The organism is Chitinophaga sp. SYP-B3965 (genome assembly GCF_009647655.1).
GTDB lineage: Bacteria > Bacteroidota > Bacteroidia > Chitinophagales > Chitinophagaceae > Chitinophaga.
In genome coordinates this window covers 71,567-89,727 of record NZ_WJFD01000006.1, presented here as the reverse complement: position 1 = coordinate 89,727, position 18,161 = coordinate 71,567, and the positions used below count along the sequence as shown (strand labels likewise).

General features: G+C 44.2%; 14 protein-coding genes. 8 read left to right on the top strand and 6 right to left on the bottom strand.

The genetic code is table 11. The annotated features are described in order from the left end of the window. Positions 1–9 precede the first annotated feature (9 nt). A complete protein-coding gene (locus tag GFS24_RS25175) occupies positions 10–1,224 on the bottom strand; it encodes a TlpA disulfide reductase family protein (protein WP_153664533.1) in 1,215 nt (404 codons plus the stop codon). Positions 1,225–1,301: 77 nt separating this feature from the next. Continuing rightward, complete coding sequence (locus GFS24_RS25170; RefSeq protein WP_153664531.1) at positions 1,302–1,583, bottom strand: hypothetical protein; 282 nt, start codon at positions 1,581–1,583, stop codon at positions 1,302–1,304. A gap of 59 nt (positions 1,584–1,642) precedes the next feature. On the opposite strand from GFS24_RS25170, the gene GFS24_RS25165 reads away from it, so the two are divergent. From GFS24_RS25165 to GFS24_RS25145, 5 genes are all read left to right on the top strand, one after another. Continuing rightward, a complete protein-coding gene (locus GFS24_RS25165; protein WP_153664529.1) occupies positions 1,643–3,151 on the top strand; it encodes a DUF4157 domain-containing protein in 1,509 nt (502 codons plus the stop codon). A 51-nt stretch (positions 3,152–3,202) separates the two neighbouring features. Continuing rightward, on the top strand, positions 3,203–3,394 hold the full coding sequence (locus tag GFS24_RS25160) for a cold-shock protein (protein ID WP_153664527.1): 192 nt from the start codon (positions 3,203–3,205) through the stop codon (positions 3,392–3,394). 145 nt (positions 3,395–3,539) lie between these two features. Further along, positions 3,540–5,372: a histidine kinase gene (locus GFS24_RS25155; RefSeq protein WP_153664525.1), complete on the top strand. Its 1,833-nt coding sequence runs from the start codon at positions 3,540–3,542 to the stop codon at positions 5,370–5,372. Beyond that, positions 5,365–6,114 carry a LytTR family DNA-binding domain-containing protein gene (locus GFS24_RS25150; RefSeq protein WP_153664523.1) on the top strand — a complete coding sequence of 250 codons (750 nt, stop codon included), beginning with the start codon at positions 5,365–5,367 and terminating at the stop codon, positions 6,112–6,114. The genes GFS24_RS25155 and GFS24_RS25150 overlap by 8 nt, the downstream gene beginning before the upstream one ends. Before the next feature lie 66 nt (positions 6,115–6,180). Then, positions 6,181–8,310 (top strand): outer membrane beta-barrel family protein, encoded by a 2,130-nt coding sequence (locus tag GFS24_RS25145; RefSeq protein WP_153664521.1) that lies wholly within the window; start codon positions 6,181–6,183, stop codon positions 8,308–8,310. Here GFS24_RS25145 and GFS24_RS25140 read toward each other — a convergent pair. Then, the gene (locus tag GFS24_RS25140; protein ID WP_153664519.1) at positions 8,307–8,930 is read right to left on the bottom strand and encodes a pyridoxamine 5'-phosphate oxidase family protein; all 624 of its coding nucleotides are present in this window, start codon (positions 8,928–8,930) and stop codon (positions 8,307–8,309) included. The two genes, GFS24_RS25145 and GFS24_RS25140, sit on opposite strands and share 4 nt — an antisense overlap. A 1-nt stretch (position 8,931) precedes the next feature. Next, positions 8,932–9,915 carry a type I glyceraldehyde-3-phosphate dehydrogenase gene (locus GFS24_RS25135; protein WP_153664517.1) on the bottom strand — a complete coding sequence of 328 codons (984 nt, stop codon included), beginning with the start codon at positions 9,913–9,915 and terminating at the stop codon, positions 8,932–8,934. A 108-nt stretch (positions 9,916–10,023) separates the two neighbouring features. On the opposite strand from GFS24_RS25135, the gene GFS24_RS25130 reads away from it, so the two are divergent. Together GFS24_RS25130 and GFS24_RS25125 are read left to right on the top strand one after the other, a co-directional pair. Then, complete coding sequence (locus GFS24_RS25130; RefSeq protein WP_153664515.1) at positions 10,024–10,863, top strand: helix-turn-helix domain-containing protein; 840 nt, start codon at positions 10,024–10,026, stop codon at positions 10,861–10,863. Between the two features lie 56 nt (positions 10,864–10,919). Continuing rightward, positions 10,920–11,483: a dihydrofolate reductase family protein gene (locus tag GFS24_RS25125; protein ID WP_153664513.1), complete on the top strand. Its 564-nt coding sequence runs from the start codon at positions 10,920–10,922 to the stop codon at positions 11,481–11,483. Positions 11,484–11,497: 14 nt separating this feature from the next. Here the strand turns inward: GFS24_RS25125 and GFS24_RS25120 are convergent, their stop codons facing one another. Then, the gene (locus GFS24_RS25120; RefSeq protein WP_153664511.1) at positions 11,498–13,087 is read right to left on the bottom strand and encodes a hypothetical protein; all 1,590 of its coding nucleotides are present in this window, start codon (positions 13,085–13,087) and stop codon (positions 11,498–11,500) included. A gap of 57 nt (positions 13,088–13,144) precedes the next feature. After that, complete coding sequence (locus GFS24_RS25115; protein ID WP_153664509.1) at positions 13,145–13,990, bottom strand: helix-turn-helix domain-containing protein; 846 nt, start codon at positions 13,988–13,990, stop codon at positions 13,145–13,147. 132 nt (positions 13,991–14,122) lie between these two features. Between GFS24_RS25115 and GFS24_RS25110 the strand changes: the two genes are divergently transcribed. Next, complete coding sequence (locus GFS24_RS25110; protein WP_153664507.1) at positions 14,123–18,139, top strand: two-component regulator propeller domain-containing protein; 4,017 nt, start codon at positions 14,123–14,125, stop codon at positions 18,137–18,139. The last annotated feature ends 22 nt before the right edge of the window (positions 18,140–18,161 follow it).

Genomic DNA, 18,161 nt, shown 5'->3' with positions numbered 1-18,161 from the left:
AACCTTTTTTTATTTTTTCAAAGCTGCTTCCAGTTGCGGTTGCAGGTCCTCAGGATAACCGGAAGGTGCCTCATTGAAAATAAGTCCATCTTTCCCGATGATATAAGTAGTGGGATATCCATCTATGTTATAATCACTGATCACAGGATGAAAACGCCCTTTATTGTTGGTGTACAAATGCTCCGCTTGTATCTTTTCTTTCGCTTTCTTCCAAACACCTTTTTCATCGATGGACACGCAAAGGAAAACAATGTCCTTGTTCGCGGCATACTGTGCCTTTAAAGGTTTTAACCGCTCAAACATTTGCTGGCAGGGTACACAGGCTTCAAACCAGAAATCGATATGCACCACCTTTCCTTTATAATCCTGCAAGGTTACTTTTTCTCCTTTATCGTTCTCAAGGGAGAAGTCAGGAGCTATCATGCCTTTTCTGAATTTTCTTTCAGCGGCTATTTTCTTTAAGATGTATTCTCTGTAAACGTTATTGGTGAGTATTGTATTTACGAGGGAATCAGTGAGTTGCTTTATATCATACCGTATGAACAACGTGAGCACGGGTTCTCTTAACTTAGGTGGTAATATCCGGGAGAGGGTATCATATTTCGCTACCATGTCTTTTCCGGTATAGCTTTGCCGGTAATGTTCAGACACGATATTATATACATCATTCGCATAATTGAAAGAGTAGTACAGGCTGTCGTTAAAAGGGGATAACTGACCGGTGGTAAAATATTTAGTGGATTGCTGGATGCCGGTGAGATGTGCATAGAGCAGCATATAGCTATCCTTGTTCATGGTGCTGCGGATGTTTTCCAAGGCCTTCGCAGTAGTAATGTCTGTTCCACGCGATTTCTTCAGTATGGCAAAACGCTGGTAGAAAGTACTCTTTTCTGCTCCCTTTCCTGAGAATTGCAGCGTTCCGGGTTTGTCTTCAAAATCATATCGGAGGGTAATGTCATCACCGGGCTGGATCAAACCGTGGGTGTAGTTTTTGTCATCTGATACAGCGAAGTATACAGCACGAGGTACATAGATATTCGTTTTGAATTTCCCGTTGTTTACCGCCACACGAAAGATCTGCATGTCACCGGTCACCTGGTCATGTAATAATGCAATGGAGATCGTGTCTTTTTCCAGATGAGCGATTTCGCCCTTTATTATAGCATACTGGGCGGTTGCAGAGATGCTGAAGAAGATCAGCAGGCAGGTAACGATAGCTTTCATGGAGATGAAAATAGGAATTTTTGCCGGCAGTAAAAGAGCATGTGGGATGAATACCTTCAATTATGGGATGAATATTACTATTCCTCCAATTGATCTTTTATGCCATTCCAGATAATGCGGGCAATCTGTTCGCCTTTCACTGTCTTCACCCTTTCATCCAGGTGGATTTTACCATTCACATCAAATTCAAGATCAGTAGGGATAAACTGGTCCAGTTTACCGGCGTCTTTTTCGGGTAATACCTGGTAAGTGGTGATCTGGCCGGTTTTATTGATGGTAATGGCGAGCTGGTATGGCTTATTGTCTATGTAAACGGTGATGATCTTCTTTTCCATGTTGTAAAACACTGCAATTGCCATACCATCAATGGAAAAAATCGTATCTTTAATTAGACCGATAACCCCTAATACTCCAAACCATGAAAACGCCCCAAAACGTTTCAGGAGAACGTACGTTGCATAGATCATCGTCCCCTTTTTTTACGGGACAAAAAGAAGCATCTTCATTTTTCCAACCGCTTATTCAGGCCAAATTAGCCATTAATGGCCCTCATGATCAATATGAACAGGAAGCGGACCAGATGGCAGACCAGGCAATGACGATGGAAAAAGCCTCTCCCGTTTCAACAATCACCCCTGTAGTGCAACGTGCTGAAGAGGATGATGCAGAGTCGGCTCCGGATGAACTGGTGTCCGACCTCAGTAGTTCCAAAGGGAGCGGATCATTTTTGCCGGAGAAAACACGCGGTTCCATGGAACAGTTCTTCAGCAAGGATTTCTCCCAGGTAAAAGTGCACACCGGAGGGGACGCTGTGCAAATGAACCGTGATATTCAGGCCAAAGCATTCACCCATGGCAACGATATCTATTTCAATGAAGGGCAGTATGCACCGGAAAGTGATACCGGCAAACATTTGCTGGCCCATGAACTGACACATACCGTACAGCAAAATGGAGGTGGAGCCCCTGCCATACAACGTTACACAGATGAAGAGATCCGCAGGATGGCAGAATTTCGTGAAAGAGGCCAGCAGAGCGATATTGATATGGCTAACGCGCGTGGCTTTACGGCCGGGGATATTGTTTTCCGTTCCGGTTCCACAGCGCTGGGTTTCTTAACGGGGCTGCCTGTTACACATGGCGGCATTTATATTGGAGGTGGGCTGATCCATGATGTGGTGGGTTTTGGTAACCGTTTTGTACGGGTGACCAACTTCTTCAGTACTACGGAGTCTGAGGCGGCAGATGCTACTACTTTCCGGCTCATCCGTTTTGTAGGGCCGCTCAGTGCATTGATCATTGCAAGGTTGTTGAGTAATATCGGGCGGAGGGACTTCCGGATGCCCACAGATCCGGTTCCATTCAACCTCTTCAGTTCTTCAGACGATTATGGTACCGCTACCTGTCTGGAATATGCGCATGCCCAATTCCTTTACGCCATCCGCCAGCTTTCCACAGATCCCACCACTTCAGCAACAGATGTAGCTACCCTCCGTGCCACTTATTTCACAGGGGCCGCTGCGGAACCGGATAACCTGATCAGTCCGCAGGTACAGTCGTTGATGGGGGACATGCCAACAGGCAGTTCTTCTTTTGGCGGCCCCAGCGGTTTTGGCGGAGGGCCTTCCAGATCGCCCAGTGCCAGAACGCAGGAAATGGCATTGATCGCTGCCGCTTCGATTGCAGCCCGTAATGTGGATTCTGCCAGGTTCAGCAACCGGAGCGAGTCCAGCTACGAAATGATATGGCCCGGGGGACCCGGAGTGGGGGGTACCCTCCTCAATTTGTTAATGGGCCATTCACATGACCGGGTGACACTCAACACGTTCACCTATCAGTCATTTGTAGACAGCACGCGGTTTTTCCAGGAAATGACCTTGCCGCCACGCTCGCCAGGAGTGGGGGCTCCGGCTGCTCATGGCAGGTAATTAGGTAGTTCAAGGATATTAGCTTAGCTTAGACGTAATAAAATAAATAAAATGCTACAAGGAACAGTTAAATTTTTCAATGAATCCAAAGGTTTTGGTTTCATTACACCTTCAAATGGAGACAAGGACATTTTCGTACACGTATCAGGTTTAACCGGCGAAATCCGCGAAAATGATAAAGTTACTTACGAAGTGGAAAATGGCAAAAAAGGATTAAATGCAGTTAACGTGAAGGTTATCTAAATTTATATATCTTACCAGAAATGGGCTGTGATGATTTATCATTACAGCCCATTTTGTTTTAGGGAAAGCTGTAACCTGCTCACCCGATCCTGCAAATGGATCAATCCCGCATACAGGATTAAGGGGATTTTGGTAGTTTTATAACATGCTAAGAACTGCCTCGTTATTGCTTATCTGTTTTCTTTTCTGCCTGCCACTTCGTGCAGACACGAATAAGAAGGAGCAATGCTGGCAATATATACAAGCCGGAAACAATTACTTGTGGAGTTTTTTGCCCCTGGACGCATGGAAACAATACCATAGTGCCATGGATCTGGCGGTAGAGCTTCATGATGAATTCCTGTTTGCGGAATCATTGTTCGGGATAGGGCAGGCGTTATGGTATAACGGGAAATTCTATGCCGCTGTTGATACAGTAAAGCTTAGTATCATACACTATAAAAATAAGGGGAGCAAAACAAGCCAGGGTGTTGCATTGAGGATACTGAGTAATATCTATGATGACCAGGGCGATTATGAAAATGCCTTTAAAATGGTCACGCAGGCACTGGTTATTTTTGAGGGGGGCAAACATCACCAGAACTATATTTTGTCGCTGGTACAGATGGGATCGCTCTATAAGAGCATGGGGGATTATGAAACCGCCATGGGATATTACGGGAGAGCCGAAGCGGTATGGCCTTTCCAGGATGGCGGATATCCTTACCGCGAACTGTATCACCGGATGGGAGAGTTGTATGCTGCAAAAGGAGACATCACCCAGGCCCGGGTCTGTTATCAGAAATCGCTCAGCGGTAATATAAAAGGTAAGATCGTACGCCTGAAAATGGGAGATACCTATCTGAAAGAGAAAAAATATGACATCGCTTTCCGCTACTATGATTCCCTGTACAAGGAGGCGAAATTGCTGACGGATATTAATATTGTTATCGGCAGCATGCTGGGTCTGGGGAAAATTTACCTGGTCAGGAACGATCTGAAGAATGCCCTCATGATGGTAGAAGGTTCCCTGGAACATTCCGCTATACGGGGCGCCAGGCAGAACAAAAGAGATGCTTATGAACTGTTATCTGCTATTTATGAAGCCAGTGGTGATAATAAGAAAGCGCTGGCATATCATAAACAATACGAAGCACTGAAAGATTCTGTGATCTCAGAAACCTTTAAACGAAAGATGTTCGGGTCCAGGCAGGAAGCAGAGGCCGGGCGGTTGAAATCACAGCGTAATATCCTTATTGCCTGCGTGGCGGGTGTTTTGCTGTTAGGGATCTTTGCATTACTGCTGACTGTGCTACGGCACAGGAATGAAAAATTACGCCTGAAACAAAGGGCCGCCGAACTGGAAATGAAGGCGCTGCGCGCACAGATGAATCCTCATTTTATTTTTAATTGCCTCAGTTCCATCAACCATTTTATTTTAAATGAGGAAGGTGATAAAGCGTCCGAATACCTCACCCGTTTCTCCAAATTGATCCGTACTGTGCTGGTGAATGCCGGTAAAACAACCATCACCCTGGAAGAAGAGCTGGCTATGCTTCGCCTGTATCTGAACATGGAACAATTGCGGTTCCGGGAAGCTTTTGAATATACAATTGATTTTGATCCGGGTTTACATCCATCTATGATCTTTGTACCTTCCTTCATCCTGCAACCTTTTTGTGAAAATGCTATCTGGCATGGACTGTTGCACAAAGAAGGAAAGGGGGAGCTGCACATTCATTTCAGTATGCAACGGGATATACTTACCTGTACCATCCGGGACAATGGTATTGGCCGGGAAAAAGCAGCCGCATTCAGATCTGGCCTTGTTGAAAAGGGTGCCTCTTTTGGTAACAGGCTAAGCGCTGAAAGGCTGGCATTGTTTAATGGAGACCAGTCAGGTGCTTCTTTTAAAACAGAAGATATTATAGGAGAACGGGGAGAAATAGCAGGCACCAAAGTAATTTTAAAGATCAATAATAAGCTGGCCCATGATTAATGCAGTGATCATAGACGATGAGCATTATGCCGCACAGGCATTGGTGATGTTGATAAAGAAGAACTGTCCGGATGTAACTATAACGGCTGTTTGTAACAATGCTAAAGAAGCTGTAAAGGTCATCAGAGAACTACAGCCGCAACTGGTATTCCTGGATATTGAAATGCCTTACCTGAATGGATTTGAACTGCTGGAAATATTAGCGCCGGTTTCTTTTGAATGCATTTTCACAACGAGTTATGATCAGTATGCCATTAAAGCCATTCGCTTTAGTGCATTGGATTACCTGCTGAAACCCGTTGATGCGGAAGATCTGAAAGCGGCAGTGAACAGGGTGACCGGGAAGCGATCTCCTTCTTTGGAAAAACAAATGGAGCTTTTACTTTCCAGATTCCAGCAACCGCAATCTGCAGTGAACCGCATTGCATTACCCACACTGGATGGCTTGCAGATCATTCCGGTGGATACGATCCTGTATTGCAGCTCCAGCAGTAACTATACCATTTTCAATTTAGTGGAAGACCAGAAGCTGATCATCTCCCGTACTTTAAAAGAGATTGAAGAGATGCTGGAAGAATACCGTTTTCTCCGGGTGCATCATTCTTATCTTGTTAACCTTAATGAAGTCAGGAAATACAACAGGGGAGAGGGAGGCAGCCTGCTTATGAGCAATGGCGCCACCATTGATGTATCCCGTTCCCGTAAGGAAATGCTGCTGAAAAAACTACAGCCCGGCAAGTAATCATTCATCTCCGCCAACTGCTCATTCCCCCTTTGATCCCTTATCATCCTGCGATAGATTTATGGCATGATAACAGCCAGGATCATATCACTTTTGTGCTTTTGTACAGTTTGTACATTGGAGATCACGGCGCAGCAAAGAACCCTCAAAGAGGTGAAGATAACTGGCAAGCCGCCTTTGGTGACCAGGAAAGCAGACCGTTACATTATCAACATAGAGAACAGTGTCCTGGCCAATGGATATTCCGGTCTGGATGTATTACAGAAATCTCCCGGCCTCTGGGTAAGCCCCGATGGCAATATCAAAATAACCGGCAACCAGTCCGTAACAGTGATGATCAATGATGTGGTGCAGCGGATGACAGGGCTGGAGTTATCAGAATACCTGAAAACCTTACGTTCTGAAGACATCAGTAAAATAGAAGTGATCCCCAATCCCCCTGCTGAATTTGAAGCATCCTCCTCCGGGGGCATTGTGCATATTATCCTGAAGAAGGCCAGAAGGCAAGGTGTAACAGGTACCTTATCTGCACAGTACAAACAGCAGGGCAAAAAGCCTTATGCAGGTGCGGGTGTTTCACTCGATTATAAAATGAAAAAATGGTACCTGTTCGGAGGGTATAATTACGTGAAGGATAACAGCTTTTATACAGGCTACACCGCTACGGATTATCCTGATAAAAGTTATATCTACAATTCCACCGAACGGGATAATAACAATGCCCGGCAACAATACCGCGCAGGTATTGTATACGATTTCTCTCCCACACATTCCGTAAATGTGCAGCACAATGGCAACTCCAGCCAGTTGCTGCAAAACTTCAGTTCCGGTATCATTTATCAGCGCCCGGCTGACCTCGTAACAGGAAACGCAAATACAGACTGGGTGAGAAGGCCGCATTTTACCAATACCACTGTCAGTTATGCATGGAACATAGATACCCTTGGCTCTTCTCTGAAAGTGATCGGGGATTATGCCCGCAGCAGTAAGGAAGAATCCAATACGCTTATTTCTGTGTACAGTGATCCTGATATGAGCAATGGTTTCAGGACCATCACACCCAGCACAACAGAGATGTACAGTGCACAGGCGGATTATACATTAGGGCTTCGTGGGAAATCAATTGCCAGAACAGGGATTAAATATGCACAGATAAACCGGCACAATAGCATCCTTGCAGAAGATGAAGCTACTGGCAACTGGATAAAGAACCCGGCACGCAGTGATGACTTTCTGTATGATGAACGCCTGCTGATGTTCTATGGCTCTTTTGAGAAAATGATCCGTCGCACCAGTATCAAAGCAGGCCTGCGGGGAGAACAAACTTATTCCAAAGGTATTTCCCTCATTTCTGGAGAAACTATTCGCCGGAATTATTTCGGCTGGTTCCCTTCGCTGTTCATTGATCATACACTGGATGAGCAGAAGGGGAATTCCATTCACTTAAATTATTCAAGGCGTGTAAGAAGGCCAGCTTATAATGATCTGAACCCCTACCGCCTGCAGGTAAATGATTTTGCCGTATTGACCGGCAATCCCGATTTGTTACCCCAATTTACGAATAGCATACAAGCAGGTTATACATGGAACCGGGAGTACACGGCAGACCTATATTTTAAATCTTCCACTAATTATATAGCGCAAACTGCCCGTACTATTGAAGAACGCATAATAGAGCACATGTCAAAGAACTTTCCGGGTAATACGGAATTTGGTTTGTCTTTGAGTGCGCCTTTTGCCATTCTGAAAAACTGGCGTACAAATAACGGCTTATTGCTATATCGTGCTACCGCTGATTTAGATGAGGTACGGATCTCCCGTACCTCTATTTCTTTGAAAACCATTCACACGTATGAATGGAAGAAAGTAGCGGATATAGATCTGTATGTGGAGTATAATTCTCCCTACACCAGCGCCAATTCAAGGATGTCCTATGTCTTTTATGCGGACCTTGGCATGTCCCGAAGGATATGGAAGAATAAGGGAAGGATCCGCCTGAGCTTTACAGACCTGTTTAATACTTTCCGGGAAAAAGAACTGACGGAGTATAATAACACAAGGATCAACTTTTACCAGAAAAGACCTACGAGAACGGCTGGTGTTTCCTTTGTATGGAATTTCAGCGCAGGCAAAGAGTTTGCGAAGAAGAAGATAGATGCTAATAATTCGGATGAAAAGACCCGCATGGGGAATTAGCTTTTGCTGCCTGCAGTGAGTTTTTCTTTTAAGGTCTTTACTTCCTGCTCTAAAGTTTTAATGTATTGCTTTTGCGGTTCCAGTAATTCTTCTATTTCTGCCACAGTGTATCTGGGTGTGATGTGCTGCGGGCAATTCCAGTCGTAGGCCTGGATCTTAAAGATCATCATCCTTTCCGGTTTGAATTTGTAGTCTTCTGGTTTTAAGTGATCATAAAGATCATGATCTTCATTTATTTCTACAATCTCAGCTTCTGCATAGATCTTCAGCCTGGCACGAAGCGGATAGTTCACCATGATGAGCGACACTTTAGGGTTCTTACTGATATTCCCTACAGAAATATACTGGCGGTTACCTGTAAAGTCAACCAGGCCGAGAGTGGTATCATCTATCACTTTTATGAAGCCTTTAGGGCCGCCACGGTGTTGTATATAGGGGTATCCATTTTCGCCAAAAGAAGCCATGTAGAAACTATCCATATGGCTTATAAATTCCCGTTCGTAATCCGTTAATCCATCTACATAACTCATTTTTTCTACCCGTTCATAACTGTCTCTGCTTCCCAACCTCTCCTGTAGTTTTTTGATGGCATCTGTAAATGCTAAAGATGAGTAGTTCATGTTATAATGTTTTTATCTGCCTGATCATCTGATTGGTGAATCCCCATTCATTATCATACCAGGCCATTACTTTCACCAGGTCTCCATCCACTACTCTTGTCATCTCCAGGTCTATGGTAGCGGCATACGGACTTTTGATGATGTCGGTGGATACCAGTGGTTCGTCCGTTACGGCTACTACTTCGTGGTATCTTGGAGAAGCGGCTTCTTCTGTTAAAACCTTATTGATCTCTTCGATGCTGGTGTTGCGTTCTGCGATAAAAGTGATGTCTGATATGGAACCTACGGGAACTGGTACCCTTACTGCAATACCGTCAAATTTTCCTGCATACTGTGGTAAGGCCTTTGTTGTGGCAATAGCTGCTCCGGTGGCTGCAGGCGCTAAATTCATCCCGGCAGTCCTTCCCATCCTGGGTTCTCTTTTTGATGGAGCATCTACTAAGGTTTGGGAAGCGGTGTAGGCATGTGTTGTATTCAGTATCGCTTTTTTAATCCCTATCCTGCGTCCTAATATTTCAATAACAGGACTGATGCTATTAGTGGTACAGCTGGCGCAGGAAAAGATGGCTACCTTTCCTTCTTCCGTATTAACACCATGCACAACAGTGGGCGTATCTTTTGTAGGACCGGAAATAACTACGAAACGTGCTCCGGCTGTAATGTGTTTCTCTGCGTCACTTTTATTGGTGAATATGCCGGTGCTTTCAATCACCACATCCACATTCAGTTCTTTCCAGGGTAGTGTAGCGGGGTCTTTGATGGAAGTGTACCGTATGAATTTATTATCTATAACGATCTGGTCGTTCTGAAAGCTGACAGTTTTGTTGTATTTGCCGTAGATGCTATCGTATTTCAACAGGTAAACAGCATTCTCAATACTCATCAGATCGTTTATGCCAACCAGTTCAAGATCTTCACTTTCTAAAATGACCTTTAGGGAAGATCTGCCTATTCTGCCAAAGCCATTGATTGCAATTCTTTTCATGGATGTTATTTTTATTAGTATTACAAATTTACAATATGAATTAGTAGGGTAGATAGGCATCATTTCCCGAAGAGTTGGCGATTTTTCCCTGATTTAGTACCTTTAAATATGGTTTACGAAGATCAGTCCAAAGAATTTCTAACCTTAGTAGAACTCAACAGCTCCAATCGTCATATTGTTTTTAATGTGAAAGAAACCGATATGACGCTGATCTGGAATACAGGGGAACAGCTCGCCATTACTATAGATAAAGTTCCGTACACACTGGCAAAGGACCAAATCATCTTTCTCACGGCATTTCATAAAATAGACAGCATCGATCTGGAAAAAGCCAGGATGATCCGCTTTAACCAGGCCTTTTTCTGCATCATCAATCATGATAACGAAGTAGGCAGCAAAGGTCTGCTGTTTTATGGTGCTACCAGCGTGCCCATCATTTCTGTAGATGAGAATGACCTGGAAAGTTTTGAAACTACCTGGCAGACTTTCTGTACGGAAATGCGGCAGCATGATACACTGCAGAAAGAAATGCTGCAATCTATCCTGAAAAGAATGCTGATACTTAGCGTGAGAAGTTTAAAGAGAGCCGGCGGTTTAAGTAAGCTGGATAAAAGCCAGGCAGATATCATCCGGGAATTTAACTACCTGGTAGAAGGCCATTATTCCAAACACCATGATGTAGCCTTTTATGCTTCAAAGCTGAATAAATCCCCTAAAACCCTTTCCAACCTGTTCTCTATTGTTTCCGAACGCCAGCCCTTAAGTATTATTCATGACCGCATCATGGTCAGTGCCCGCAGGCAGATCATTTACAGTAAACTTTCGATCAAGGAAATTGCATATGAACTGGGCTTTGAAGACATTCAGGCCTTCAGCAGGTTCTTTAAGAACAAAGAAGGTATCTCTCCTCTTCAGTACCGCGAAAGATCCGCGACACTTCAAAACTAATCTTTCTTCATGGTACGGAAATTGTAGCATTGATCAGTGATTTAAAACAGATCAACATGAAAAAAGTAGTTTTAAACCTGGCTGTTTCATTAGATGGTTTGATTGAAGGACCGAAGGGTGAACTGGATTGGCTGGTGCGGGATGAGGAAGTTGAATATGCAGACATCCTGCAGGAGATACTGGCAGATAAGGATATCATCTTCTACGGCAGGGTAAGTTATGAAAAGTGGGGGAATGTTCAGCCGGATGAAAATGCTGATGCAAAGCTTCAGGGAGCTTATAAACTGCTGCACAGCAAAAAGAAATACGTCTTTTCAAGGACGATGAAACACGATGATACTAATGCTGTTTTTATCAATTCAAATATTAAAGAAACAGTGCTGGATATAAAGCAACAGCCTGGTAAGGATATCTGGCTGTATGGTGGAAGCGACCTGACCACAACTTTTCTTAACCTGGACCTGATCGATGTATTCAGACTGGCGGTGCATCCTGTTATTTTGGGGCAGGGGAAACCGTTATTTAAAGATATTAAGGAGCGGCATAAATTGAAACTGCTGGATGTTAAAGGATATAAGTCGGGGATCATCCTGGAGACCTATGAGAAGGTACTACGCTAAGCCCGGCTTCTTCTTTATTCATCTACCTGTATGGTGATTTTTTGTACCGGCAGTAATGTCCGGTCTTTTGTATCCAGGAAAGCAGCTTTTAAATGCTCTTTGTTCTTTTGTACCTGTATGCGGCGGGGCGCCTTCCCGTTGATCACAAAGAAAAGCGGTTTAGTTATATCAACTAATTCCGGGTAAACATAAAAGCTGAATTGTTTAATAGCGGAAGTCCTGATGGTGATTTCATTTCCTTTAACAGCTGCTTCTATAACACCTGTTTTTCGATGATTATTAGCGGCTGTATCTAACGCTGTAATTTCAATCCAGTCACACCGTCCATTATTTACATTGTCTGTTTCCCATTTAATTGTGCCGGGAAATGGATGTCGTTCTGCAGACATTAACGTATCATAAGTAAAGGCGATTTGCCCGCTGTTATTATAAGCTAAGCCATGATCTCCATCGAAACTGTAGTTCTGCCACCTGCAGCCTATTCCTTTGGCATAATTATATATACTGTCCACTTTCCGGAAGTCAAAGATGTGATCTTTTCTGGCGCTTACTCCGTAAAACGTCCTGTTATTCGTGAGGTTTATAAGCAGCGTATTGGTAATGTGGGACTGGGGGAAATAGTTTAATGCAAGAAATGAGGCAAACGGTGTTGGCTGGTTGATCGCAAAATAAAATGTGCCTTCCCCTCCATTTGAGTGACCAGCTAAGTACACACGGTTGTCATCAATATTATAAAGTGATTTAACGAAGGCGATCTCTTTCAGGATCGCCTGGAAAGCTATAGGATGATATAACCAGTTTACATCTGTGCGGGCAAAGGGATAGATGATAAAAGCCCCTTTTTCTATAGCTTTATATAATACAGGGCTATCATAGACAGGAATATTCCCCCTGACCATGAACTGTTTCCGGCCGCGGACTGCTCCCTGCAGGAATAAATAGAGCGGTGTTTTTTGACCGGGTTTGTACGCTTTAGGGATATAAACCAGGAAGGGAACGGTAAGCGTATCATTCATCCGTATGTTGTACAGCGTCCAATGACCAGACACCGGCGGAGTTTCGTACTGATGATAGTTCTTAAGCGTTTGATATATCTTATCAAAGCTTTTGGTGGTAAAAAGATTGGCCAGGTATTGCTCACTAAGCAAGGGCGAATGGTTTAGCCGCCTGGTTGTATCCATAATTCCTTCGTAATACAGCTCGTTTGCAGTTTCTGCAGAGTCGTATCCGGGTTTGGTATTAGCGATAGCTTTCTTCCAGATCTCAGCATCCCGCACACAGGTCAGTAAAATGCTGTCGCTGGCAAAGTTATAGTACATAGAATAATGCAGGTGCTCATCAACCAGCTCTGTAAAATAAGCCATTGCCTCAGCTGGCTGGTTTACCTGGCAGGCGCTAATAGCAACTCGGTAAAGGTTGTAGTTGTTCCGGTAATCGCTTTGATTGGTTTGGAACATCTTTTTACTCCAGAACAGGCAGCCTGCATAATCCTTTCGGTTGTAATGCTCAAAGGCCCGGTTGTGATAGACCGAAACGGAATCAATTTGTGCATAGGCTGAAGTAATACTTATGATCACCAGCCAGAAAGATGCTAAGAACTTCATAAAGCAAATATCACCTAACAGCTGGCCAGGGAATTGTATTTTTTGGACAAACTGGCTTCATTCCTGAATAAATTTCATAATTAACCGGTCATCAGCCAGTTTATCAATAGCCTCAAAAAAACGGGAGGGGTTATGGCCTGTCAGTTTCCGGTAGATCTTAATGAAGTAAGCCTGGTCATAGAAATTGCTGCGATAGCTGATATCCGTGAGTGTTTTGAATTTTTCATGAAAGAGTTTGTCCCTGAGTGAATTTCTAAAACGGGCAATTTTACGAAAACCAACAGGGGATACGCCCACATTCTTCAGGAATAAGCGATTAAACGACCTTGTATTGAGGCCTGACTTTGTGATAATTTCCTGAACAGGCCGCTCCGTCTCAAAATCCATCAGGTATTCAACGGCCTGCATCAGCTGTTCCTGAAAAGGTATAGGTTTATAAAGATCTAACAGGAATATTTCGAGGATCGCTATCCGCTCGTCATTATTTTCCGCGCCAAAAAAGGAATGCAGGAATTGTTCATTGTGCCAGCATGTAATGATCTGCGATGCATGCGGAGTGAGCTCGGATAGCGGACTTTCTATAAAATGGTTTAATCCAAGCGGCTTAAATACAATCGTTATTTTGTCTAGTATTCCTGATAATTCAACATACAGGGGGAGTTCATGTTTTCCCTGGGCGATTATCAGATGGGCATCACCGGGCTGCCCCGATACCTTTGTGGAAAAAGGTTCGATCTGGCAGGTGGCATGTTTATGTATATTGAAAGCCTGAAGGGTATTGGGGAAAACGTAGTATTTGCTGATGAAGTCAGCCGCATCCGTTTTGAGGAAATAATAGTATTCAATGCATTGCCGGAGTATAGGATCTTTTGGGTAAAAATGCTCAATTTTCACTTTATGCATGTTGATGATAGAATAGCTTAGAATTTACTAATAAATTTCATCAAATAATAAATATGCTTTTTTTGTACACTCCCGGCACATGGATATTTCAGCTTAAATAGGTATATTCACCTTGGCAGTATCTATAATTCCATGTTAAAGAAATTTTTCCTCGTTCCACTTCTGCTCTCCCTGCTGCAGGTAACCTATGCACAGCAGGAACCTGTGCAATTTTCAACACTGAATATCCATAATGGCCTTTCCAGCAACCAGGTAAATTGTATTTATAAAGATACAAAAGGGTTTCTCTGGTTCGGTACCATGAGCGGTCTAAACCGGTATGATGGCAATAATTTCAGGATCTTCCGCCACAGCCTGTCTGATTCCCTTTCCCTCAACGATGATTACATTACGCATATATTTCCGGCTCCCGGCAACTGTTTGTTCATTAAAACCAGGAACGGCGATAATATCTACGATCCGGTAAAGGAACAATTTACCAATGCGGCAGGCTGGCTCCGTAACCTGGGGATGCCCTCTTTGGGGGCAAATAGTATGCTCCGGGCAGGCAATGTATGCTGGGTAGCGTATACGGATTCCGGTCTGTATCGCATTACAGATCAGAACAGGGGCGTTCGCATTATTTTACCAAAAGAAAAGGCCGGTATTGCTGATATAAAAATGGATGGAGAGCATTTCCTCTATATTCTCTTCCTGAATGGCAGTATCTCAAAGATGGATACGCGTACCAATAAGATCGTTCACCGGACGGATGCCTTGTGTGCTTTAGTAAAACCCAGCCCCTTTGCATTGCAGCTTTTTATAGACGCGCAGCATGAACTTTGGGTATATACACCCAATACTGACTATGGGGTATTGTATTTCAATCCCGTGTCCGGCGTGGCAAAACAGCTTTCCCGAAAACAGCGGATCCTGAATAACGATATCGTGAACAGTGTGATCCAGGACAACCATGGGCTGATCTGGATCGGGACAGATCATGGTGGTATTAATATCATTGATAAAAAGGATTTTTCCTCCAGGTTCCTCACGAATCAGCAGGAAGATGTGAAGAGTGTTGCAGAGGATGCTATATATCCATTGTATAAAGACAATCAGGGTATTATCTGGTGCGGGACCTATAAAAGAGGGATCAGTTATTACGCGGAGAATAAAATGAAATTCTCGCTCTATAAAAATAAACAGGGCAATCCCCAAAGCCTCAGTTACAATGATGTGAACTGTTTTGTGGAAGACCGGAAAGGTAATCTCTGGATCGGTACAAACGGTGGCGGATTGCTCTATTTTGATCGCAAAGCCAATACTTTCCGCCAGTTTAAACATAATGCCGCAGATGATAACAGTATCAGCAATGATGTGATAGTGAGCCTGTATATAGATGCTTACAACAGTCTCTGGATCGGATATTATTTCGGGGGAATGGATTACTACAGCAATAACCGTTTTACGCACTTCCGGCATAATCCGGAAGATCCCAACAGCCTGTCCAGCAAAACCGTGCTGAAGATCTTCCGTGATCAGCGGAACAATTTTTGGGTGGGTACGCTGGGTGGAGGTTTAGATCGTTTTGATCCGGGAAACGGGATCTTCTATCACAATAGCACCAAATTACCGAACTCCATTCATTCTGATTTTGTATCTGCATTCGCGGAAAGTAAGGATGGTGATCTTTGGATCGGCACTGCATATGGAATAGATGTGATGGACAAGGAAAAAGGCACTTTTTCCCAATTGCTGAACCGCACGCATAACCTCAGTAATGATAATGTGACCTCACTGCATTGTGATAGCTGGGGAAATATGTGGGCCGGTACCCGTGAAGGATTGAATGTATACAATGCAAAAACAGGCACCTTTAAGTCTTTCCGCATAGAGGACGGTTTACCGGATAATAACATCAACTGCATCCTGGAAGATAATAATCACCAGTTATGGGTGAGCACCTCCAATGGCCTGAGCCGGGTTACGATAGAACAGGACCATAACGGCATCCGTATCCATTGCAGGAATTATGATGAAGATGATGGTTTGCAGGGAAGGGCCTTTAACGCAAGCGCAGCATTGAAACTGAGATCAGGAGAACTGATGTTTGGCGGGGCGGATGGTTTTAACATCTTCAATCCTGCGGACGTACGGCAAAACCGGTTTGAACCGATACTCGTATTTACCGGCCTGCAGATCTTAAATAAACCGGTAGCGGTAAATGAAAAAAGACAGCAACATGTGATGTTACCAACGGCGCTGCCGGAAACCCGCGAAATCACCCTGCGGTACAATGAGAACGATTTTTCCATAGACTTTGCAGCGCTGAACTTTATCAATACCCGTAAGAACCGTTACGCTTATTCATTGGAAGGGTTTAATAAAGACTGGGTGACCACTGATGGCAAAACACGCCGCATCTCATATACTAATATCAATCCGGGTGAATATACATTACATCTGAAAGCAGCTAATGAGGACGGGGTATGGAACGAAGAGGGTATTTCGCTGAGGATAATTATTCTGCCTCCCTTCTGGAAAACGATCTGGGCTTACGGGTTATATCTGCTGCTTGGAGCTGGCCTGCTTTTCTTTTCCCGTAAAATGATCATTCAGCGTGCGCACCGCCGTTTTGCACTACAGCAGGAGCGCAGGGAAGCACAGCGCCTCCATGATCTGGATATGATGAAGATCAAACTGCTGACCAATGTGAGCCATGAGTTCAGAACACCGGTATCACTTATCCTGGCGCCTATTGAAGAAATTATTAAACAAACCAAAGACCCGGACGATAAACAGAAATTTCAGCTCATTCGCCGCAATGCCCGCAGGTTATTGAACCTGGTGAACCAGCTGATGGATTTCCGTAAAATGGAAATGAAGGAACTGAAAACCGAACCGGTGGCAGGAGACCTGATGGCTTTTATTCATGAAACGGTGGATTCCTTTACAGACCTTGCGGAAAGAAAAGGAGTAGCTTTTGCCTATCATACCAACTGCACACAACTCCAGGCCCTTTTTGACCACGATAAAATGGAGCGTATCCTTTTTAATCTGTTATCCAACGCTTTTAAATTCACACCTGAAGGTGGTAGCGTGACGGTTACTGCCAATGTTCAGGGCCTGGCCCTGGAACTGCAGATAAAAGATACCGGCATTGGCATTCCGGAAGAAAGACAGGAGAAAATATTTGAACGCTATTTTCAACTGGATACGCCGGGACAATTCGTACATCAGGGCAGTGGAATCGGACTGGCCATCAGCAGAGAGTTTGTGAGGTTATGCAACGGGAGCATTGCTGTGGAAAGTAAAGTAGATGAAGGCACCCTCTTTACTCTCCGTTTTCCGATAGTGTTGTCTCAGACGGAATTGCCCGTTGCACAACCTGCCGGCCCTGAAAAAAGGAAACTCCGCAAAAATCAGCGAATCCTGATTGTAGAAGATAATGATGATTTCCGGTTTTACCTGAAGGACAATCTGAAAGAATGGTACGATATCCTGGAGGCAACTGATGGGGCAGATGGATGGCAAAAAATACTGAGCGCCCTGCCGGACCTTGTAGTAAGTGATGTGAACATGCCCTTAATGGATGGCGTAGACCTCTGTAAAAAGATAGGGGGAGATGCCCGTACCCGTCATATTCCTGTGATCCTGCTCACTGCTATGGATACAGAAGAGACACAATTAAAAGGGTTGGAAAGTGGTGCTGTGGATTACATGGTGAAACCCTTCAACTTCGAGATCATGCTTTCCCGTGTGCGCAACATCCTGGCCAGGCAGGTACCTGTACAATTGGTGATCCCTCAGCCTAACATGCAGAACGCCAATACGATGACGGCAGACGACAAATTCATGCAACGCGTCCTGGAAATAGTAGAAAAACACCTGTCGGAAGCCAGCTTCTCTGTGGAAATGCTGAGCCGGCAATTGTGCATGAACCGGGTATCCGTATATCGGCGCATTTTTTCCCTTACCGGGCATTCCCCTATAGAGTTCATTCGTACTGTTCGCCTTCAGCGGGCTGCGCAGTTACTGACCCAAACGGAAATGAATATTACCGAGGTAGCCTACGAAGTAGGATTCAATAATCCCAAGTATTTTGCACGTTACTTCAAAATGGCCTACAATATGCTTCCATCGGCCTATGCATCTGTCATGCGGAAATGAGTATGCAACAAATGATACCCCT